The following is a 21,537-nucleotide window of genomic DNA, read 5'->3' as shown; positions in this document are numbered from 1 at the left end:
CATTTAGGTTAGCGGGTTCTCGCTGACTCCATGGGTAACGACGGTCTCAGCGCGTCCGTCCTCCAAGCGGTACCGCATACCGACAACGCCTACCTCGCCGGTCTCCAGTCGCGACGAAATCTCCGGAGAGCGATCAATAATGTGATTAACAATCTCGCGCACGTGGCGACGCTCAAATTCGTCGATTTCAGTCTCGCCATCCTTGCGAGCCGCCAGCAGCGACGGGGTGACCTTTTCAATCAGCACACGCTGGAAACCACCCGGCAGTTCGCCACCATCCAGTGCATTCTTCGCCGCAGCCACAGCGCCGCAGGACTCGTGACCGAGAACAATCACCAGCGGAACTCCAAGACCATCAACTGCGAATTCCAGCGAAGCCAGCACCGACAGGTCAGTAATCTCACCGGCAGTACGGATTACAAATACATCGCCCAAGCCCTGATCGAAAATAATCTCCACCGGAGCGCGGGAATCCGAGCAAGCCAGCACAACGGCCTTCGGCTTCTGCCCCTGCGTCAGCTGCTTACGACGAACCAAGTCCTGGCGAGGATGCGCAGTCTTGCTCTCGCAGAAGCGGAGGTTTCCGCGCACCATCGATTGCCATACACTCTCAGGAGTCCTCTCAGAATTGCTCATAGCTATATTGTGCAACGACTCTGCTGTTTATGGGAAAGCGAGAATGTAGATTGACCTCTGCAATTAACCAATCCGACGACTTCGACGAACACGTCGATGCCGCCTTACGTGATTGGTATCGCACCAACATGCGGCCACTTCCCTGGCGCGAAGAAGGCACTTCACCATGGGCTGTGCTCGTCAGCGAAGTGATGAGTCAACAGACTCCCGTCGCCCGCGTCATCCCCTCCTGGCGCGCCTGGCTGGAAAAATGGCCCACCCCAGCCGATTTGGCAGTCGCGCCCAAGGATGAAGTCCTACGTATGTGGGGAAAACTCGGCTACCCCCGACGTGCACTCCGGCTGCGTGAATGCGCAGAAAAGATCGTCGAAAAGCACGACGGCGAAGTACCAAGCGACGTGAACACACTGTTAGCCCTTCCGGGGGTAGGAGACTACACCGCTCGGGCAGTAGCGGCGTTTGCCTTTGGCGTGCGTACGCCGGTGGTGGACATCAACGTGCGCCGCGTACTCCGGCGACACCGTCAGGGCACGTACCTACCCGGCATCGCCAAACGCGCCGACATGACGCTCGTCGAAGAGTTCCTACCACTCGACCCCACGACTGCGGCCGAGACTTCCGTCGCACTCATGGAACTCGGCGCTACCGTCTGTCGAACGACACCCGAGTGCGAGGTCTGCCCCATCGCCACCAGTTGCGCATGGATTGCCGCCGGTCGCCCCGAACCCGAAGACCACGAAATCGCCGCTGCTAAACGGCGTGTGCAGAAGTTCGAAGGCACCGACCGTCAAGTCCGGGGCTTGCTTCTCGACGTGCTCCGCGCCGCCGACTCCCCCGTCGAACAGGCCGCTCTGGATGCGGTCTGGGATGATGCGCATCAGCGTTCCCGCGCACTGTTTTCCCTGCTTGACGACGGACTTGCGGAGCAAACCTCCGATGGCCGCTTCCAGTTGCCCCGTTAAAGCCGAGGCAATGCTCCGGTAAAGACCAGATTCGAACAAGTGCGTTGCCTAGAATTAGACACATGAATGCCACGCCCCATCGACCTCAGCGCCAGCGCTGTCTCTTTGGGGCTAGTAAGCGCAGAATTGCGCTGAGCACAGTGCTTGGAGTTGCTCTTCTGGGCTCTAGCGTGGGAACGCTCGGTGGTTGCTCGGCGGTGGATGGTCTAGGAGCGACTGGCTTCGGTTCTTCGGATTCTGACTCTTCTACGGTGAAGCGATTGCCTCCGGGGCAGGTAATTACGAAGACGCCATTTCCGGTCAATACGCCCGCACGCGCACAGCGGGTCGTGTTTTCCTCCACAGGTGCACGCGACCACCGCCAGACAGCCGTGTCCGGCACGATTTTGCAGCCCTACGCCCGATGGTCAGAGAAATCCCCGCGCCCACTGGCAGTAATTGCACCTGGAACTCTCGGCATGGCTGATAACTGTGCCAGTTCGGTCGCCCTGCGTTACGAAGCGCCTCCGACGCCTCCGGCACCTCAGCTGCTGGCACCGGGATGGAATGTTGCCATTGTGGATTACCAGGGGCTCGGCACGCCTGGGGTACATCCGTATCTCAACCGTGAGATTGCCGGGAATAACACGCTCGATATGGCGCGAGCGGCTATTGAGACTTTACAACTACCTGCAGATACTCCCATTGCGCTGTTCGGCTACTCACAGGGCGGAGGCGCCACCGCTGCAGCCGCCGAGCTAGCCGATGCGTACGCCTCGGAGCTGAACATCCGCGCTGTTTACGCCGGGGCTATTCCGGCCGATCTCACCGACACTGCACTGCATATTCGCGGCTCGGCGCTGGCGGGGCTCGTCGGTTACTTCATGAACGGCTTGATTGCAGAGTACCCAGAGACAAAAGAACCGATCGAGCGCATGCTGAGCCCGCTGGGGCAGGATTTCCTGAAGCTCACGGCCGATGAATGCATTGGCGCCACTGTCGAACGTTGGCCCCGCAATGACACCAAGGCATTCACGGCCAACGACTTAGGAATAGCGGAAAATCTGCGCTCGCCGGAGCTCTCCCCCGTCGTTCGGCGCCACGTGGAAGAACAAGCTCTGGGGACAAAGACTCCCAGTATGCCCGTATTCGTTACCCATAACGCATTGGATGATGTGCTACCCGTGACGTCGGCACGCGAACTTGTGCAGAAATGGCAAAAGGCCGGCTCCGACATCACCTACGTGGAGGTCGATACTGACCTCGGTGATGGGACGCACGGCCTTGCCTACGTGCTCACCCACGAAGAGATGCTTGCGTGGGTGAATCAGAAAATGGGGTACTAGCGGCGACAACCGCCGCTTTCCTCCATCTAGCAAGTACAGCTACTTTTTCTTCCAGCGACCACGGAAGGTCAAGCCCTTGCCCAGTCGGACGGTGTAACCGCCACGGCTGTTAATGGTCACCGGACCGATACGCTTCGAACCAGAGACTCCCGAACCCGAGTAGTTCAGCCACGTGTCCTTGTCCAGGTTCTGCTTCTTGCGAAATTGGATCCCCATTTAGTTCTCTCCCTCGGAGTTATCAGATTCGGTCTCTGCCTCGGCAGTGGCCTGATCGACAGTAGCTTTGATGTCGCCAGATCCAAACGCTCAGGATACCGTCAGCACTGCCGAGAACGCCCGTCATCTTCCTCAGAATCGGCCAAGGCACCGCCCATCGGCATCAACGTTACCGACCTTGCCCCATATTGGTGAAGGTAACTTCGCCTTGCAGATGCCCCTTGAACTCGCCGTTCCTGCGCCATAGATGCCTCAATCCGTTATTTGTGACCGATTCTAATGAGCTCATGAAACCGGCCGCTGCCACGGCATCCCGAACAATGACGACAGCTAGTTAGTGCAGACCGTCTAAGGATGAGAATGGTTCCTCGGCCACGATGTCATGCAAGGGCACGCGAACCCAAGGTGAATCACTGTGTGCGAGCAACTCGGTGAGCCGTTGCGATTGGTCTTTCATCGCAGCGGCAACGTCGGGCTCACCATCACTCGCCCAGATCATTCGTCCCCACCAGAAGCTTGCGGCTACGTCAGCCCACGACACGAAGTAGCGCTGCAACGCCGCCACGGCCTTATCGGAAATCTGAAGGAACTCTTCTGGAGAGATCCATCCCAGCTCCGTTGCCGCACCACCAACGCTGTGAATTCGGATTATGTCCCATGCGCGAGTAGTGGCGGGCAATGCCGGGGCTGCTGCTTTGGCAAAGTTTTCGGAGCGCAACATCCGTACGAGGTAGCGGAACTTATGTTCTGCACCACGCGGATCCACGCCTTGGACAACAAAGAAGTCTTTCAGAAACTCGATCCGCTCCTCCATCTCTGCCTCGAGCTCGTTCTCAGAGATGTCCTTCACTGCATATGCGAGCGGTAAAAGCAGGTCATTTTCCACATGCTGGTTGCCCTCAAGCAGGGCATCAATAACCTGATGCGCTTCCTGGGCACCGGTGACCCCCCAGTTTTGCTCGAGAGATGCTTTGTAGTACTTGACCGCCCTTGCGTTGATGTTCTCAACCCCTAGCGGGGTCGCAAACGCCTTATTGTGCTTGTACGTCATTCCCCACGAGTGGCGGCGCACTTCATCTTTGCTCGGCGCCGGTTCCGGCCACGGGAACTTGGCAAACCTGTAAAGCGAAGAATCATCAAACTTTGCTGGGGTGAATGTAGGGCTCATATCCTCACAAAGTACCGAGGTTTCGGGGTTGAGTCAGTGTTACTTCACGCACCACCCCACACCTGGGGTGAGTTATGTCATAGTACTGAACGTCAGGCGCGGTTTTTATTGTGTTGCTAGTCTCGTGTGCATGACAGGATCCCAGATTGCATTGACCGACCGGCCAGATCTCGGTGCCGCACTTGAACGTGCCGGTAATTCCGGGATTGTGCGCACTGCCGCCGTCGCTGTTGTAGAAGGTCTTGGTGTCGACGAGATTGTGCTCGAGGCCGCCGCTACAAAAACCAGTGGAGTCGATGGCGCAGCGTTCGTCACCAACCGAAGAATTCTCGTGACCGCCAACAAGAAAGATCCGTCTCAATTCGAGTTCCTTGAACTCGACAACCTCGCCAATGTAATCGTTCTGCCTTACAAGGGTGGCTGGGCCGTCGTGGCCCAGCTCTACAACACATATAAAGTGTGGAGCGGTTTCACAGAAAAAGCTGCGAAACGTGTGCAATTTGCTGCCCAGTGGGCCCTGACCGCAGGCCGAGAGGCACGAACGGAGGCCTCGCGTGCAGTGTCGTCGACGGAGCTTTTTGAGCGATGGAAAGAAAACAAGCACCGTCTCAATCGCAATAGTTTGGAAGAGCTTGCAGGGGCGATGCGCTCCCTGTATTCCGACATTGATTCACGGTGGTGGACTGAATAATGATTCGACTTGCATACCCGGGTTCGCCCGACCGCTTTAATGGGGCAGAAGACACATCACACATCGAGCAAAACCTGGCTATTGCGGAAAATGGCTATCGCCATTACATCAAGCATGGCTCATTACTAGAAACTGGAGCATCTCCGGCAAATACGACTGCTACCTCCAGGTCAAACTCCAGCGCGGGCACGACAGGTGCTCAGACCAGCGGCGCATCGAAAGGTCTCAGTGTAAAGAAGCAGCTATTACTCCTCCCCTTAGTGATAGCGGGCATCGTGGTGCTAGCGATTGCCTACGTTGCAGCTAAAGACGCGCTCTTTAGTGACAAGTCAGACGAGTCCGCTGCTCCCGCACAGTCCGCCGCTGAAGCACCTGCCAATCCCGGCGCTTCCAACGGTGGAGCTACCGGTGCCACTGGTGGGGATACCGCTGGCGGCCTCACCCCTGCCGACCACGCACCCGAACCGATTGCTAGTTTCGTGCGGGCCTGCACAGACTATGAAGTGGTGTTTAGCTACTATGGTGCGGATAGTGCCCCCGCCCCACAGGCAATGGGTACCAACTGTTCCGTGGATACTACGAAGGCACCCGACGTTGGTTACGTAGTCTTCACCGATGACCCTGCCGCCACCGCCGCCGTTCGTGACGGCAAGCCCGTCTTGGATGCCGTTGAGATTCCGGCAGAATCAACGCGCGGTTCCACATTCAAGGCGCAGCGAGTGGAGTCCCTCATCACAGTTGCGGAAATCCTCCCAGAGGACCAGGGAATCGTTGAGTACATGATCAAAAATGATGACCCTGAAGTAGCAAAGAAAGCATTGGTCGACCTCGGCGTGGCCAAGTAGAACTACAACTCTCCGCGCTTTTAGGAAAGACCGCATATAGACACACTGCCGCCCCAGTTCCTCCTCCCATAATGGAGTCGGAACTGGGGCGGCAGTGTTCGTTGGTACTGCTAGCGGCTAAACCTCTTAGAGCGGCTGGCCAGCACCCGCACCAGCCGGTGGCGGGTTGTGGCCGTCGTCATCGGAGTCCGAACCGGACTCTAGGTCGGTTCCAGCGGCGGTGGAACCGCCGTCACCCGGTACATCCGGGGTGATGATATCGGACTCGCTGGTACCAGCGCTGCCGAGAACGTCCTTGTCTTCCTCAGACTCCCCCAGAGCACCGCCGTCGGCATCAACGTTCCCGGCCTTGCCCTTGTTGGTGAAGGTGAACTTCGCCTTGTCGACGTCCTTGGACTCGCCATCCCAGCCTTCGACATCGATGAAGACGGTCTCGCCGAGACCAACCTCACCGTAGAGAATCTTCTCGGAGAGCTGATCCTCAATCTCGCGCTGGATGGTGCGACGCAGCGGACGGGCACCGAGCACCGGATCAAAGCCACGCTTGGCCAGCAGGTTCTTGGCGCGGTCGGAAATCTCCATGGTGATGCGCTTCTCACCGAGCTGGTCGCTGACGCGGGCCAGCATGAGGTCGACCATCTGAACAATCTCGGCCTGGCTCAGCTGCTTGAAGACCACAATCTCGTCGATACGGTTCAGGAACTCCGGACGGAAGTGCTTCTTCAGCTCGTCGTGGACCTTGTCCTTCATCCGCTCGTACTTGCCGTCTTCATCGGCCTCGCCGACGCCCGAGAAGCCCATACCAACAGCCTTGGAAATGTCGCTGGTACCCAGGTTCGAGGTGAAGATCAGAACCGTGTTCTTGAAGTCCACCACTCGCCCCTGAGAGTCAGTCAGACGACCGTCTTCCAGGACCTGCAGCAAGGTGTTGTAAATCTCCTTGTGGGCCTTCTCAATCTCGTCGAAAAGCACGACGGAGAACGGCTTACGGCGCACCTTCTCAGTGAGCTGGCCGCCCTCTTCGTAGCCGACGTATCCGGGAGGAGCACCGAAGAGGCGCGAAGCGGTGAAGCGGTCGTGGAACTCACCCATATCAATCTGAATGAGGGCGTCTTCCTCACCGAAGAGGAACTCCGCCAGGGCCTTCGACAGCTCGGTCTTACCAACACCGGACGGGCCGGCGAAGATAAACGAACCGGACGGACGCTTCGGGTCCTTCAGACCAGCGCGGGTACGACGAATAGCGCGGGAGACAGCACTGACGGCCTCTTCCTGACCGATAATGCGCTTGTGCAGCTCATCCTCCATGCGCAGCAGACGCGAGGACTCTTCCTCGGTGAGCTTGAACACCGGAATGCCAGTCCAGGAAGCCAGGACCTCCGCAATCTGCTCCTCACCAATCTCAGCGATGGTGTCGGACTCGCCCGCACGCCACTTCTTCTCGCGCTCGCGGCGCTCTTCGCCCAGCTTGCGCTCCTTGTCGCGCAGACCAGCTGCCTTCTCAAAGTCCTGCTCGTCGATGGCGGCTTCCTTCTGGCGGCGCACATCGGCGATCTTGGAGTCAATCTCCTGCAGGTCAGCCGGGGCAGTCATGCGCTTGATGCGCATGCGAGCACCGGCCTCATCGATCAGGTCAACGGCCTTATCCGGCAGGAAGCGGTCGTTGATGTAGCGGTCGGAGAGCGTAGCTGCGGCAACCAGAGCCTTGTCCGAGATGGATACGCGGTGGTGAGCCTCGTACTTATCGCGGACACCGCGCAGAATCTCGATAGTGAGATCCACACTCGGCTCCGGCACGTTCACCGGCTGGAAACGACGCTCAAGAGCGGCGTCCTTCTCAATGTGCTTACGGTACTCATCCAAAGTGGTAGCACCGATGGTCTGCAGCTCACCGCGAGCCAGCTTCGGCTTCAGAATCGAGGCTGCATCAATTGCGCCCTCGGCGGCACCGGCACCAACCAGCGTGTGAATCTCGTCAATAAACAGGATGATGTCACCGCGCTGGTTAATCTCCTTGAGCACCTTCTTCAGACGCTCCTCGAAGTCACCGCGGTAACGGGAACCCGCAACCAGCGAGCCCAGGTCGAGAGAGTAAAGCTGCTTATCCTTCAGCGTCTCCGGCACACGACCGTTGACAATGTCCAGTGCAAGCCCCTCCACGACGGCGGTCTTACCAACACCAGGCTCACCAATCAGCACAGGGTTGTTCTTGGTGCGACGAGAAAGAACCTGCATAATGCGCTCGATTTCTTTCTCGCGGCCAATAACCGGATCCAGCTTGCCCTCACGTGCAGCAACGGTCAGGTTACGACCGAACTGATCAAGCACCAGCGAACCCGACTGGTGGTTACCCTCCTGCACACGAGCGCCGGAAGTAGCACCGACCGGACGCTGCTCCGGAGAACCATCGGACTCATCGCCCTGGAAACCGCTGAGCAGCTGAATAACCTGCTGACGTACGCGCGGCAGGTCAGCGCCGAGCTTAACCAGGACCTGAGCAGCAACACCTTCGCCCTCACGAATCAGGCCGAGCAGCAGGTGCTCAGTACCGATGTACTTGTGACCCAGCTGCAGAGCCTCGCGCAGAGAGTACTCCAGCACCTTCTTTGCACGCGGGGTAAACGGCACGTGACCGCTCGGCGGCTGGGAGCCACGACCAATAATGTCGACTACCTCAGAGCGCACAGCATCCAGGGAAATACCCATGGACTCCAGCGCCTTGGCAGCTACACCGTCGCCTTCACTAATCAGGCCGAGCAGGATGTGCTCCGTGCCGATGTAATTGTGATTGAGCTCGCGTGCCTCATCCTGTGCCAGGACGACAACGCGACGTGCTCGGTCCGTAAACCTCTCGAACATCACTGCCCTTTCAAGTGTCTATTTTTGCCGTAATTCAATAAAGGTTGTTTCACCTAGCTTAAACGCGACGCGACACAGATTAATCCCTATAGCCGTACGCCAGTAGCGAACAGCCTGGTCGAGAGAGGTATCACTGCTCGTACGGCAGCAAAAGCTCCCGGCGGCAATGCCACCGGGAGGAAACGAATGTTGGAATGAATTACTCCTGCGCGTTAAGCCAAACGCCAGACAAGAAGGAGTATTTGCACGGGATATCAGTCAGTCTCCATAATCTCCCACTCATACGGAGTCACTTCACCGCGCACCTCGTGGTACGGAGAACTGAAGTACAGGGTGCCATTCTTATTCAGGACCACGATCCCGTGGAAGCTGTACTTCTTCCCTTTCTTCAGTCGGAATGGCGGGCGCGAGGCATCCCAATTTCCACCGCTCATTCCGGCTTCCCAACTTCCAGATGCATCCTCGAGATCAAAGGTGACCAGATTGTGGGCGTTCTTCTTGTTACCCCACTTAGCTGTGGTCTGGCAGCGGAACATGTCCTGATTTACCGACCCACCACAGACTACGGTTTCTCCGTCTGTGGAATAGCTGACATAGTCACGGTTGATCTTGGGGTAGTTCGTAGCTGCATCGGCGACGGACGGATTGACAACAGCAAGCGCAGTGGCGGCAGTGATTGCGGCGGCTACAGCGGAAATCTTCTTGGTGAACATGATCTCAGATTAAAACTCTCGGACACAAAAGAAACGGGAGTTCTCCCCGGGGAGTTCTCCCCTAGCTAAACCATGCTGGACTGCCCAAATCTGGACAGTGGTGCCATCAAACGCACCACGATTTATCCGCTTATGTCACCGGCACAATGCAGTCAGAGAGCGATGCTGTCCAAAGCAGCACGGTCAGAGCGCATGGCAGTCTGTGACGCACCGAGAATGGATTTATATCAATGGCTTTCAAACTATTCAGCTTCCGAAAGACCTTCCGCCCCACCCGCAACTCCCGGGTTACGCTATCGCGTTCTGGCCTCGGATATTCCTATCGCATGGGGCCCGTTCGGTGGACGAAGAATGCCCGTGGCGGCCGAACCACTACTGTGAACACGCCAATTAAAGGATTGACTTATCGCAAGTACCGTCGTTAAGCGAGCAGTTTCAAGTCGTCTGCAGTGACCAATCGTGCTTCGATTGCAGCGACAACTACCAGCTGCAGACGGCTCTTTTGATTAACCCGTTGCCACTCCTTGCTTGAGACCAGCCCCTTGCTCAAAGCGGATTCAAAAAGTGCGGTGCGGTAATGCTCGACTGCCTTTGCGGTCTTGCCTCCCAGCTTTCGGCCGGCCTCGGCATCGGTGCATGAAACCATAATGGTGTCGATTCGGCCGCGCAGATAATCCTCCGCATATGCAGCGATCAGAGCACGCTGGCGCTCCGGCAGCTCCCCAACCGAGATGGTTTCAGTCCCGTCAGTTGGCAGCACGACCTTCGCATCGGCGTGCTCAATATCCTGTTTAATCTGAATTTCGTACTGGTCATCCTTGACGGAAAAGCGGATGAAATACTCCGGGTAGCTCAAATCAAAACGCTGTTGCGGAGCCAGCCGGAATGACCGCGACGCCTCCGGAATGTGCACCATTGCAGTCACGTGCTCGCAGTTATTGAGCAGAAACCACATTCCGGATTCCGCATACACATACATTGCTATGCGGTGCATGTAGCGGTTATCTTCGCCCACTTTGAGGTCGGCGTCACGCCCGATGGTCAATCCCTCACTCGGATTGGCAACAATCGCATCCCCACACAAATTATCAACCACAAGTGTTGGGAGCGATGTCACGTTGACCAGGCCTTTCTCTCGCACCACCAGCCACCAACCGCGAATCAGGAACCCTACCCAACGCTCCTGGGGGAATCGCCCAACGACGGCTGAAGTGACTGGCATTCATGATAGTTATCCGAAATATAACAAATATTCTCGGCGTTATCGCTTAATTCGTCGTGGTTTGCATTGCCCACGCCGCCACCGTGTCATAGGCAGCAGGACAAGGATCGCCTTCACTCAAAACGACAAATACCGGACGAAGCACTTCGGGACTGGATGGCGCAGAACTTTCCGCCGGCTGAACCAAGCAGTAATTAATCGGCCGTGTTGCCTCGGAACCTTCGCTGTTCACAGCTTGAAATGAGCCTGACGTTTGTAGGACATCCAGCCGGCGACCATCGGGCTCCATTCGCAGTTTCACCACTTCAGAGCCAGCTGGTTCAGCCACTGACCGGTTCTTGCTCACGGCATCCAGAATTTCACCCCGCCATTTGTCATTTTCAGCCTCTGCAATCGGCTTCTTCTCATCAATACCGTGGCGAAATGGCAGCAAGAATTCATCTGCCGAAGCAAACTGCGTCGCGTGATATGCAGCACCGTTGAATGTTCCCATCCGCTGAATCCCCTGCCAGCTCTTCTCACCGATGGGGACGTCGCTTAACGACGTAAGGGTCCATCGGTCACCCACCGGAATCCGAGGCCCCTTCGCCAAATCGGGAGCGCGAAGTCGCATCGGTTCCGCAGAACCTCCGATAGCTACTGGCTGTGCCAAGTGCTTGGCACTAAAGAGACCGCCATCTCCAATGCCGCTACGTTCGGCAACAACAATGCCACCACCAATAAGGCCTAGACATGCCACTACGGAGAACGCTGCAAGGGCTTTCTTCCGGTTCTTCGGATTGCGAACCTCGACGGCACCACCATTTAGCGCAGCAATGAGATCGCTAATAAACGCATTGCAGGATTCGTAGCGTTCATCGGCGTCAACCGCCAACGCCTTGGCGAAGACCGAATCAACTACCGCACCGAGGTTGGTAACCGGTCGCTTACCGCAGTGCAATTGCCGCGCACTGGCCGCGTCAGTAGCTGGAAATGCCTTATATCCCTGCAACAGCTCGAATATCGTGCACGCAAACGCATACTCGTCACTAGCTGCACTAATGCAACCCTTAGTGAAGATCTCTGGCGCCATGTAGGGCAATGAGCCGGCAACACGATTGGTCACGCCAACACTGTCGATTTCAGTGGCGGTTGATACACCGAAATCCACAAGCGTCGCGCTTAACACAAGCCCCGACGAATCTCGCTCTACGACGATATTTGATGGTTTTACATCACCATGAATCACCGCTGGTTCGTGCTTTGCTAGCCGATCTAGCGCGGTAGCAATCTCCACACCAATCGACATGACCTCGCTCTTATCGAAAGTGCGCGGCGGATATTCGGCCAGTTCAGCGCCCAACGAATTACCGCTAATAAGAGTCATGGTGAACCAAAGCAGGTTCCCGGCTCGCCCGCCATCGAACACGGTCACAACGTTGGGAACGTGAACAGTGGCTGCGATAGAAACCTCGTTCTGGAACAGTGCCTCCATTCGCTTAGAAGCACTGGCCTCTTCCGGCAGTGGGACGATTTTCAGTGCTTCGTTTCGGCCCAGCTTGGGATTTCGTACTCGAAAAACAGTCCCCATATTGCCGGCACCGATGAGAGCTTCAACCTCGTAGCCCTCAAAAATATCGCCTACCTGGGGAAGATTAGTCATCGGTTCCGTTGCCCAGACCCATCGAGATTACCCACCATAATCTGAATCCCAGACTCAGAGCGGCAATCATAATTAGGCGAAACTTCTTGGCATTCCATCGTCAGTGGCTGACCGTCATACTCAATCTCGATTGTCGTCTGCTTTGGCAGTGTTCCTTGCTCTTGCCGCTGTTTACTGAGCGCCCGCACTACCTCGTAATATGCTTCACAGTCCATATCGGAGCCCTGGTTTGACCAGGCACTCTGCAGCATCGGGCACGTCGGATCAACGGTCGACGCTAAGACCTCTGGGTCTACGAACCGATCGTCGGCAGGCGGTGCGATTGTAGTCGAGGTTGGTTCCTGATCATCGCCCACATAGTAGGACGGCGAGACTTCCACTTCGGTGCTTTCAGTGGTTTCAAACAACCCGTCGGCGTTATCCTGCTGGTTAGAGCGGAAATTTAGGATCCAGACCACCATTGCCAGGATGACGACAACCAGAATGGCGAGCACGAACAGCAGAATCTTCCGATTTCGACCATCAGTATCGGAATTTGCACCGCTGTCAATGTCATCGACGCCCGGGATTAGAGTGCGATCGTCGGTCATCAGTTATCTCCTTGGCTGACAGAAACCTTCATCATCGTCGTGCGAGCAGCCGAAATCTCTTCCTCATTCATCACACCAATGCGCACGTGGGATTCGATTGAGCGACCCGATGGAACGTGAGTGCCTTCCACGGTAATCATGCCGTCTGCTGCTACAAAGAACTTAACCTGAATTGGCTGACCCTTGGGCAACGGCGGGATACCTGTCAGCATAGATTCCGATCCACTAATGATGTCATTGAGAGCGACATCTTCGGATGGAACGTCACTGGCCTGCTGATACAGCGTCAAATCTACTTCCTCTTGGCCATCAGCTACGGTCGAATACTCCCGGACCACCGGCTCAGACAGGGGAATCATGTCATTCTGGTTGACCAGATAGTCGATGTACGGGTTGTTCAGATGATCGACAACTCGAATGCCAATCGACTTTGGCAATACATTTGCCACCTTCTTCTCCGACAGCGCGGCTAGCTGCCCGGCGTCAATCCCTGTCTCAGCCGCGATCTGCGCAATTGACTGCTGTTGGACAGCAGGGCTGGACTCAGCATTAACCACTCCCCCGAGCTTGCTGATCATCGCAGCAAGGGCAGCACCCTTAGCAACGGCTAGATCAGGCTCAACCAACAGTGGCTTCTTACCCGTCAGACGCTCCACCAGTTTGGTTACGGCGGTCATTCGCGAAGATCCACCCACCAGGATGACCTCATCAATTGTCAGTCCCGGCTCCTTTTCCTTTGCCGTCTCCAATACACGGGTCAAAGGAATCTCCGTCTGCTCGAGCAATGGCGCCGTGACACGCTCCAAGTCTTCGCGGGTAACGGCAAACTTGGCGCGGGAACCAGAGTCACTGGCAAGTCGCACAGTGGCGCTTTCCGCATTACTCAGCGCCTCTTTACAGTTCACCGTCTGCTCATGCAACTTAGCGACGAAGGTCTCATCGTTTTCCGCCTCCTCGTCACCAGTCTGCTCAATGAATTTATCCAGGATAAATTCACCAAGCGCCTTATCCCAGTCAGCACCGCCCAGTCGAGCATCACCGTCGGTGGCAATAACCCGGAAGGTGTTGTCAATCCCCTGCACAATCGTGGCATCGAATGTACCGCCTCCGAGGTCATACACCAGCAAGGTCTTGTCCTTTAGAGGCTGCTTGGAGTCGTAGTAGAGGGCCGCAGCAACCGGTTCTGCTACCAGCTCCAACACATTGAAATTAGCAATCTGCCCTGCGTTGCGAGTTGCCTCGCGCTCCTTCGCACCAAAATATGCCGGCACAGTAATAACTGCCGAAATCTCGTCGTCAGCTGCTTCGTCTGGAACCAACGAGCGCAAAATCAATGAAGAAATCTCCTCCGGGGTATACGCCTTCCCGCTGAAATTCCATTTCTTATCGGTGCCGATGCTCCGCTTCACCAGCTCGATGACGTCATTGGGGCTGAAGAGCTTCTCTTCACGTGACAGCTTTCCGACAACGGTATTGGCCTTCGATTCAAACCACACCACACTTGGTGTCGACAGATCTCCGTCGAGGTTTTCTTGAATGACAGGAACACCCAGTGAGTCCACGTAGGAAATTGCGCTATTGGATGTGCCCAGATCGATGCCGTAAATACGTTCAGCCATGATTTTTCTCCTTATTCTGAAATCTGTTGGATTCTTGACTTCTTTTGCCGTGTCAGCGCTCTAGTTGTGTGCTGGCCGGACTCGAGCTGTGCTCTGTTCAGACTCGAGTTTTGGCCTAGTTGCCGCTGTGCCGGTACACCGTGACCGGCGCCTTGGCCACCACAATTGGACTGGTAGAACTGGTGAAGGTGTAGTAGTGCGAGATTCGTCGTGATGGCGCCAGCGTGCGGTGCAGCGCGGGGTTATCCGAATCCGCGAATTTGGTACGACGGTGAATTGAAGAATCAAAGGCATCGCCCACCTTCGCCTCTGTAATTGCCACTCCCATGGACTGAAGCGCATCTGCGATCGAGTCCTGCAGGAAATCCAGGGTCGAATACAGGTCACTGCCATCAGTTTCGGTAGTTTCTTCGAGCCGCGAAAGGTCAGCGCAAATCCCGTCATGGATGGCCGCCAACTTTTCCGCCAGCGGCATCAACTGGGCGTACCAACGACGATCAGTCAGCGCTTCCAACTCTTCACTTTGAGAGCGCAATACTGCGTTCATTGTGTCCAGCCGTGTTTGAATCAAATCCAACTGCTTTACGACGTTCCCGGCCGCAACACCTGCGGTACTTTCAGCATCCGTTTCTGGGAGCTCTTCCACTGTCGCGGGAGGAAAATCCTGCTGGGCTGGAACTCCTTCCGCGGTGTCTTCATCATGGCCAAACTCGGCACCACCAAATTCAACACCGTCAAATTCGACGTTCTCAACCTTGGACCATGCAGCTTCGTCGGTGTCTAGTTTTGGATCTCCGGAATACTCGACCGGCTCCTGACCTGTGGTATCACCATTGTCGACCGTGCCCCGGGGGCCGAAGGACTCATCAAAATTCGGCAGCGGGGCGAAATTATGCGCTCCACCGAAGTCAACCTCCGGATACTTAGGATCTCGTTCCTGATACTCATCAGCACGACCGTCTGAATGTTTAACCGACCTTTTATTTTCATCCTTTTTGTTATTAAAGAACCCCATTTTTATATTCCTTCCCCTTAGCGAATAGATAGGCAATCGACACAAATGTAATGATAAATATAGAAAATAGAACCCATCCTAATTCATAGAAATTATCATTTATAACCCCCATGGCAATGAAATATACGATTCCAAAAACAGCAATCCATCGTTTTGCCACTCGCTTCTTTACCAACGCCCACAAGATACCGACAAAAATAGCCAGAACCGGTACAGCAATAAATCCATTACCCTCCTGCATGAACTGCACTATTAAACCGAGCACAACAAATGGAGAAAGAAATCGTAATAACTCCTTGGCAATCGCATCCCCTTCACCGGCATGGGGCGTCTTAAAATCCGATTTTCCCCTTCCGGTATCAGCCTTCAGGACATCGTCAGGATTGACGTTTTGAAGAACGCGATTCTCAATTGTTGAATCGGAACTAGAACAGTAGGCTCCCTCAGCAATTTGCAATTCTTTACGAAGTCTCATTGGGTCCAGCGACGTTCCGTCGTTAAGCAGACCGAAAGTATGTCGAGTCACTAAATCCGCTGGATCATCGACTGCTTGCAACCTTCGAATAAAACCGGTGCGGGTTTCAGCCTCTGGCGAACCGGTACGAAAGTTCGCACCGATGGATTTAGTTGCACTCTTCAGCATGTCGCTATCGATTGGCTTGCCGTCAATAAAGCCTTCGGACTGTTCACGAAAACCGCTCGCAATGACGTCTGCAATCGACCGAATGTCGGTATTTGCACTACTGGCCTCATCAAAGGCCGCCCAGACTCGTTTCTCCGCGTTGTTCGTCGGATCAGTCTCAATTTCCTGGCTATCTTCAACGTCGACGTATTCACGGAGCTCCATGCGGTTAGACGTTGGAACCAATATCCGATCGAAGAACTCTTCAAGCCCGTGCTCGGTAATCGCTTTTCCGCTGCCCTTTGCATACGGCTTCAAGAACCCCTCCTTAACTGCCTTCATCTGCACATCAGTGAAGAAGTACTGAGGACGCTGTACTCGTTTGAGAACAAGTCGAAAAGAAACACCGAACTTCTTTCGCACTGCGTCGACAAAATCTTCGGTGTGCAGCTCATCGATAATGTCCAGTGCGCGCTGGGACTGCTTACCGAAGAACAACAGGTCTCGAATTAAACGGACACGCGCTTCCCAAAAATCCGAGGAAGAGGCATCTCCGCCCATGGGAATGTCAGCAATCAGCTGAGCTAACTTGGCGCCCGTTGGCACTGCGCCTGGTGAAAATAAGTTTTCAGCTAGGTTGTCTCGAACTGCGGGATTCAGACTCACATCTGCTCCTGAATCTCACTGATGCGAACACGCTGTTCTGGAGATAGGCCTGTCATAAACCGCCTGGCGGGATCTACTGCGATAAGCCATCCGGGGTCTACATGCTCCGGCAACAGTCGAATCATTGCCCGAGCAGGGCGTCCCGAATCAAGCGCGGAGACAGTTGTCAGAGTCTCTCCGTTGACGTTGGTGTCCTCTCGTTCTTCAAGCTCATAGGCAGTGCCGTACGTGGAAAGCGCCTGCTTCATCTCTTCAAACGCCGCGGCAGTGTTGTAGTCGAATGCGGCGCGAGCGTAGATGTATTCCACTAGGACTACGAGAGCGAAAAGGATTAATGCTTCGAGCGAAATAAGGACGCTTTTAGACATAAGCGATGCTGCGGTGACTGCCAGCACCGTGATAATGAGGCCGGGAATCCAACTAGTCTGATTTCGCAAGAACCACATCGCAAACCCCATGGCGAATGGAATCAACATCGCCGTATCTGGATATGGTCCACTATTGATGGATTCCAAAATTCCGCCAATTATGAATCCGGCGATAATGAGTACGACTCGAAACATCCAGGGTGCCCACCAAACAAAAAATGGCGGAATGATACGACCTTCTTGATCTACACCAACACGGTTTGGAATAATTCCTTGATCCTCCAAATCACCGCGCCAACCTTTAGTACGATCTGGAACACCCTTCACAATATCTGTGGTTTTTGAGAAGTAGCTTTTGGCCACATCTTTCAGCTGTTGGAGGTTCATTAAACGGTTCTTTCCCTCAATCCTTTGTCCAACGATTAATTCGCTGAACCCGACAGGATTTAGTTAAACCTGCACGGGTAGTGAAAGTCACCGGGAGAACTCCCGTACCGCTTCTGAGGCCTCCGCTATAGCGTCGTCAAGCAGATGAAGAAAACGCTTATTCGGCGCTTAACTCGGAGGTTTTTAACGCCCATGTCATCCCAGTTTCATTCAAAGCACGTTTTGGCTGCGGCAGCCGCCGCGACTGCCCTGACCCTGATTGGCTGCTCAGGTATGCCCACTAACAACGCTGCCCCGGAGTCCCCCGCAGTGGTGACAGTTACAGAAACGTCCCCTGCTTCTGATGCACAATCCGAGACCCCTAGCTCGACTGAGAGTTCGACCGAGTCGGAAGATCCAGAACAGGAATATGCCAACAGTTCGCAGGATAAGAATTCTCCCAACAGCGAACTTTCGGATTCGGACGATGACTCTGGTGTAGTAACGCTGAACAGCTCGATGGAGCTGACCAAAATTGGCGGCATGGAGCCTGGCAGCGCCAAGCGCCAAAACGTCAAGATTGACGCAACTGCTCACCAAAAAGAATTGGGCGGCTTCGACACTGCTCGGATCACGTTTCCTTTCGAGGGGGCCAATAGCCTGTTGACCTATCCCCTGGTTGATGGCGAAGCAAACGTCAGGTTGCTGTGGAATTTCAGCCAGACCGGAGGAACTGAAACCTGCGAAAACAAGGTGGAGGTCTACGATGCCGAAGGCAAGCCGACTGCAAGTGCCAGCGCAGGTGTGACTGGACAACATACTCCTTGCCAAATCGTTCGCCGGTTTGGGGAGAAGGCCTACGCAACGTTTACAGGACCCGGTGAATACATCGTTGCTGTGACAGCCCAGCAACCGGGATTCGAACCCATCACAATTGCACAGAAAGTAAAGGTAGTCGGATAAAAATGAGCACTCACGAACCCATCGATCCGTGGAATAGCAACCAGTCGGGCACTTCCGAGAAAGTGTCGGAGAGAGCTTTCGGCACTAAGTCCGGAAAGAGTAAGCCATTGACGTTGCCGCTCATCCTTGGCGCAGTCGGAGTGATTGTTGCCGGCGCGGCAGGTTTTGCCATGGGCGGTAAGAATGCTGAGTCCGAACTTGCAAGCGCGAATGAAGAGATTTACTCGTTGCAACAGCAGGCAGAGGAGCGGGAAAGCGAGCTGCAAACAAAGATTGATGAGCTGGAGGACAAGAACTCGAAAACTCATCGCGAGAGCCTCAAGTCCGACCAAGCTGCCGCAGCCGCTTATAACTACAAAAAGGCGCTCGACTGGCTGAACGTCTGCGATGCTCGCGACTACATGCCCGCAGAAACAGGGGCGCAACAGACTAGTTGGGGCTCCCTAGGCGTTGGCTGCTCGTACGAGTTCGAAAATCCCGACGGGGAGATCATCATTCTAGTTAGCGGAGAAAGTAGTGACGACAAGACAGGGAAATTAACCGACGGCTGCTTAAAATCAATCATCCACAATGATGATTATCTTCGGCTCAATGTGTGGGTCTCTGACTCTGGGCCATGGGCCGACGCAGAGGAAAAGGCCACAGATATTGCCGAAAAGGTCAGTAATGCCGCTGAGCTCAATAAGAAACAGGACACTGAAGAACAATAAATAGCGTCCCTGCCATAAACGCCCATGAACCCCAGCTCACTAGTGAGCTGGGGTTCATGGGTTACGTGGGGCCGATAATTCACAAAATCTACGGCGCCGATTAGAAGACTAATTGTTCACACGGTCATCGTCACGATCATCATCCGTGTCATCAACGTCATCGCGATCATCGTCCAGCTCCTCAGTCGACGTCACCGTAGTGGTCTGGACTGGAGTCGTATCGGATAGGTTCGCCCTTCGCCACCGAGTCGAGGGCGCAGCTGGATTAGAACACGTTTCAGGAGCTTTCCCCAAAAGAATCAGCTCCAAACCAGAACCCTCCCCGGCTAAGGTCAGCACCCATTGAGCTGCGAAAGAGAACTGATACTTGACCATCTTCACTGGTCACGCCTCATATCTTCACAACTATTCGTTTCTGATAAAAAATTTTGCAAAAAGGCGCACAAAAGTGACCTAGGACACTTATTCTTACTGTAAAAGAAACTAAATCGGCAGTCCTACCGATGAGGTTTCGCCTGATTAGGCCTCTCCGAAGACCACAGGACATGAACCACGGAAGATGAGTGACTATGACATCTAATCCACAGACCTCGATTCTCAATAAGGTGCGCAAAGCTTCGCGAGCTACCTCGGACCTCGTTCTCGGACTCGCACCGGTGACTCAGGCTGGCGTCCTCGGCTCGATGGGGCCCGGCGCGGCTGGTAAGGCATTAAGTTCCATCTACCGCTGGGACTTCCTGCCAGCTGGTCTCCTCGGCATTGCAGCCGGCCGCGATCCGCACCACACTGCGATTATTGATGATGGCGGCTCGCTGACCTACGAGGAGCTGCACGAGCGCTCCACTGCCCTGGCGCGAGCACTCCGTCACGGCGATATTCAGCAGCGCGACCGCATCGGTGTGCTGGCTCGCAACCACCGCGGTTTCATTATGGCTCTGTGTGCCCACGGTCGTCTCGGCACCGACCTGGTGCTGCTCAATACCGGCGCCTCCGCCGAGCAGACTCTGGCCGTAATTCGTGAACAGAAGATTGACTTCCTGTTCATTGATGAGGAATTCACTCACATGCTGCCGGAGGACTTCGATGAGTGCCCGGTCGCCGTGTCGTGGTTTGAAAACTACGGTGACACCTCCTGCGTTCGCGAGGGCTGGACCTCCATGCAGGAGATGCTGAAGACAGCACCGCCGGCAAAGTGGCCGACCGCCGAGCTGCCAACCCGCCCGCGCCGTGGCCGCGTTATTATTCTGACTTCCGGAACCACCGGCACTCCAAAGGGTGCCAAGCGTCCGGAGCCGCGCAGCTGGATGCCGGCATCTTCCATCATGAGCCGAATTCCTCTGCGTCAGCGTCGCCCGGCTTACCTTGCGGCTCCGCTGTTCCACACCTGGGGATTCGCGACTGCGCAGCTGTGCATCGCACTGCGTTCCACCATGATTATGCGCCGCAAGTTCGATCCAGCCGACAGCCTGCGCATTATCGAGCAGCACTCTCCGCACACCATCTTCCTGGTGCCGACCATGCTGCAGCGCATGATTGAGATTCTCCCGGACAACTACGACATCGGCGCGACATCGCTAAAGGTCATCGCATCCTGCGGTTCGGCTATTCCAGAGGGAATTGTCACCAAGACCCTCGAGCGCTTCGGGCCGGTTCTCTACAACCAGTACGGTTCCACGGAGGTCAGCTGGGCAACCATTGCTAACCCGGATGAGCTCAAGGCAAACCCAACCACAGCTGGTCGCGCACCGCTGGGCACTCGTGTCCAGATTCTCGACGAAGACGGCAACCGCGTCGCCGACGGCGAGACCGGTCGAATCTTCGTCGGCAACAACATGTTGTACGAGGGCTACACCCGCCCGGGCGCGGACAAGCAGGTCATTGACGGCATGGTCTGTACCGGTGACCTGGGTCGCATGGAAAACGGCTTGCTCTACATCTCCGGTCGCGAGGACGACATGATTGTCTCCGGTGGCGAGAACGTCTTCCCACGCCAGACCGAAGATGCACTCAGCCAGCTCGAGGGTATCCGCGAGTGCGCAGTCGCAGGTGTCCCGGATGAGCGCTTCGGTCAGGCCCTGGTCGCCTGGGTTGTCCGCGACGACTCCCCTGAGGGCCGCGCCCTGACCAATGAGCAGATTCGCACATACGTCAAGCAGCGCCTCAGCCGATTCGCCGTTCCGCGCGAGACCGTGTTCCTCGATGAACTGCCACGCAACGCAGTCGGCAAGGTGGTTCCTCGCCACCTGCCGAAGCCGTGGGAGAATGTCACCGAGGAGAAGGTGGCTTAGGGCGCAGGGACCGTCGTAAAGCGAACGGCAGACACGAAAAGGACGCGGTAA

The 21,537-nt window shown here is 55.5% G+C and carries 21 protein-coding genes; 8 read left to right on the top strand and 13 right to left on the bottom strand.

Translation table 11 applies throughout. The annotated features are described in order from the left end of the window. Positions 1-3: 3 nt before the first annotated feature. Complete coding sequence (locus tag HMPREF3011_RS00770; protein WP_038626595.1) at positions 4-636, bottom strand: carbonic anhydrase; 633 nt, start codon at positions 634-636, stop codon at positions 4-6. 29 nt (positions 637-665) lie between these two features. Here HMPREF3011_RS00770 and HMPREF3011_RS00765 point away from each other — a divergent pair, with 29 nt between their 5' ends. Both HMPREF3011_RS00765 and HMPREF3011_RS00760 read left to right on the top strand, forming a co-directional pair. Further along, the gene (locus HMPREF3011_RS00765; protein WP_049194046.1) at positions 666-1,598 is read left to right on the top strand and encodes an HhH-GPD family protein; all 933 of its coding nucleotides are present in this window, start codon (positions 666-668) and stop codon (positions 1,596-1,598) included. Positions 1,599-1,660: 62 nt separating this feature from the next. Continuing rightward, positions 1,661-2,923, top strand: a complete 1,263-nt coding sequence (locus HMPREF3011_RS00760; protein WP_246821371.1) for a lipase family protein — start codon at positions 1,661-1,663, stop codon at positions 2,921-2,923. Positions 2,924-2,962: 39 nt separating this feature from the next. Here HMPREF3011_RS00760 and HMPREF3011_RS11180 read toward each other — a convergent pair whose 3' ends face one another. Together HMPREF3011_RS11180 and HMPREF3011_RS00755 are read right to left on the bottom strand one after the other, a co-directional pair. Then, positions 2,963-3,139, bottom strand: a complete 177-nt coding sequence (locus tag HMPREF3011_RS11180; protein ID WP_005510144.1) for a hypothetical protein — start codon at positions 3,137-3,139, stop codon at positions 2,963-2,965. 334 nt (positions 3,140-3,473) lie between these two features. After that, positions 3,474-4,307, bottom strand: coding sequence for a DUF1266 domain-containing protein (locus HMPREF3011_RS00755; protein ID WP_038626599.1), 834 nt, complete (start codon positions 4,305-4,307; stop codon positions 3,474-3,476). Positions 4,308-4,437: 130 nt separating this feature from the next. Between HMPREF3011_RS00755 and HMPREF3011_RS00750 the strand changes: the two genes are divergently transcribed. After that, complete coding sequence (locus HMPREF3011_RS00750) at positions 4,438-4,998, top strand: hypothetical protein (protein WP_038626601.1); 561 nt, start codon at positions 4,438-4,440, stop codon at positions 4,996-4,998. After that, the gene (locus HMPREF3011_RS00745) at positions 4,998-5,843 is read left to right on the top strand and encodes a hypothetical protein (RefSeq protein WP_038626603.1); all 846 of its coding nucleotides are present in this window, start codon (positions 4,998-5,000) and stop codon (positions 5,841-5,843) included. The genes HMPREF3011_RS00750 and HMPREF3011_RS00745 overlap by 1 nt, the downstream gene beginning before the upstream one ends. Before the next feature lie 126 nt (positions 5,844-5,969). Here the strand turns inward: HMPREF3011_RS00745 and HMPREF3011_RS00740 are convergent, their stop codons facing one another. Beyond that, positions 5,970-8,702 carry an ATP-dependent Clp protease ATP-binding subunit gene (locus tag HMPREF3011_RS00740; protein WP_038626605.1) on the bottom strand — a complete coding sequence of 911 codons (2,733 nt, stop codon included), beginning with the start codon at positions 8,700-8,702 and terminating at the stop codon, positions 5,970-5,972. Positions 8,703-8,956: 254 nt separating this feature from the next. Beyond that, positions 8,957-9,415 (bottom strand): hypothetical protein, encoded by a 459-nt coding sequence (locus HMPREF3011_RS00735; protein WP_070840978.1) that lies wholly within the window; start codon positions 9,413-9,415, stop codon positions 8,957-8,959. A gap of 230 nt (positions 9,416-9,645) precedes the next feature. Between HMPREF3011_RS00735 and HMPREF3011_RS10865 the strand changes: the two genes are divergently transcribed. Further along, the gene (locus HMPREF3011_RS10865) at positions 9,646-9,840 is read left to right on the top strand and encodes a DUF4236 domain-containing protein (protein WP_016421461.1); all 195 of its coding nucleotides are present in this window, start codon (positions 9,646-9,648) and stop codon (positions 9,838-9,840) included. Here HMPREF3011_RS10865 and HMPREF3011_RS00730 read toward each other — a convergent pair. The 7 genes from HMPREF3011_RS00730 to HMPREF3011_RS00700 all read right to left on the bottom strand — a co-directional run bounded on the left by HMPREF3011_RS00730 (position 9,837) and on the right by HMPREF3011_RS00700 (position 17,546). Then, positions 9,837-10,637, bottom strand: coding sequence for a hypothetical protein (locus HMPREF3011_RS00730; protein ID WP_246821370.1), 801 nt, complete (start codon positions 10,635-10,637; stop codon positions 9,837-9,839). The genes HMPREF3011_RS10865 and HMPREF3011_RS00730 overlap by 4 nt on opposite strands. Positions 10,638-10,683: 46 nt before the next feature. Next, the gene (locus tag HMPREF3011_RS00725) at positions 10,684-12,279 is read right to left on the bottom strand and encodes a serine/threonine-protein kinase (protein ID WP_016421463.1); all 1,596 of its coding nucleotides are present in this window, start codon (positions 12,277-12,279) and stop codon (positions 10,684-10,686) included. After that, positions 12,276-12,869 carry a hypothetical protein gene (locus HMPREF3011_RS00720; RefSeq protein WP_016421464.1) on the bottom strand — a complete coding sequence of 198 codons (594 nt, stop codon included), beginning with the start codon at positions 12,867-12,869 and terminating at the stop codon, positions 12,276-12,278. Before HMPREF3011_RS00720 ends, HMPREF3011_RS00725 begins: the two co-directional genes overlap by 4 nt. Continuing rightward, on the bottom strand, positions 12,869-14,488 hold the full coding sequence (locus HMPREF3011_RS00715) for an Hsp70 family protein (RefSeq protein WP_070840977.1): 1,620 nt from the start codon (positions 14,486-14,488) through the stop codon (positions 12,869-12,871). The genes HMPREF3011_RS00720 and HMPREF3011_RS00715 overlap by 1 nt, the downstream gene beginning before the upstream one ends. Positions 14,489-14,603: 115 nt before the next feature. After that, positions 14,604-15,503 (bottom strand): hypothetical protein, encoded by a 900-nt coding sequence (locus HMPREF3011_RS00710; RefSeq protein ID WP_016421466.1) that lies wholly within the window; start codon positions 15,501-15,503, stop codon positions 14,604-14,606. After that, complete coding sequence (locus tag HMPREF3011_RS00705) at positions 15,490-16,791, bottom strand: hypothetical protein (protein ID WP_016421467.1); 1,302 nt, start codon at positions 16,789-16,791, stop codon at positions 15,490-15,492. The genes HMPREF3011_RS00710 and HMPREF3011_RS00705 overlap by 14 nt, the downstream gene beginning before the upstream one ends. After that, positions 16,788-17,546: a hypothetical protein gene (locus HMPREF3011_RS00700; RefSeq protein ID WP_016421468.1), complete on the bottom strand. Its 759-nt coding sequence runs from the start codon at positions 17,544-17,546 to the stop codon at positions 16,788-16,790. Before HMPREF3011_RS00700 ends, HMPREF3011_RS00705 begins: the two co-directional genes overlap by 4 nt. 192 nt (positions 17,547-17,738) lie before the next feature. Here HMPREF3011_RS00700 and HMPREF3011_RS00695 point away from each other — a divergent pair, with 192 nt between their 5' ends. Continuing rightward, positions 17,739-18,488 (top strand): hypothetical protein, encoded by a 750-nt coding sequence (locus HMPREF3011_RS00695; RefSeq protein ID WP_016421469.1) that lies wholly within the window; start codon positions 17,739-17,741, stop codon positions 18,486-18,488. Between the two features lie 2 nt (positions 18,489-18,490). Continuing rightward, positions 18,491-19,198, top strand: coding sequence for a hypothetical protein (locus HMPREF3011_RS00690; RefSeq protein ID WP_070840976.1), 708 nt, complete (start codon positions 18,491-18,493; stop codon positions 19,196-19,198). 108 nt (positions 19,199-19,306) lie between these two features. On the opposite strand, the gene HMPREF3011_RS00685 is transcribed toward HMPREF3011_RS00690, so the two are convergent. Next, positions 19,307-19,573: a hypothetical protein gene (locus tag HMPREF3011_RS00685; RefSeq protein ID WP_016421471.1), complete on the bottom strand. Its 267-nt coding sequence runs from the start codon at positions 19,571-19,573 to the stop codon at positions 19,307-19,309. A gap of 194 nt (positions 19,574-19,767) precedes the next feature. Between HMPREF3011_RS00685 and HMPREF3011_RS00680 the strand changes: the two genes are divergently transcribed. Further along, positions 19,768-21,486, top strand: coding sequence for an AMP-binding protein (locus tag HMPREF3011_RS00680; protein WP_038626623.1), 1,719 nt, complete (start codon positions 19,768-19,770; stop codon positions 21,484-21,486). The last annotated feature ends 51 nt before the right edge of the window (positions 21,487-21,537 follow it).

This window comes from Corynebacterium sp. HMSC074C04 (assembly GCF_001838295.1).
GTDB classification, from domain to species: domain Bacteria; phylum Actinomycetota; class Actinomycetes; order Mycobacteriales; family Mycobacteriaceae; genus Corynebacterium; species Corynebacterium amycolatum.
This window is presented reverse-complemented; position numbering and strand designations above follow the sequence as displayed.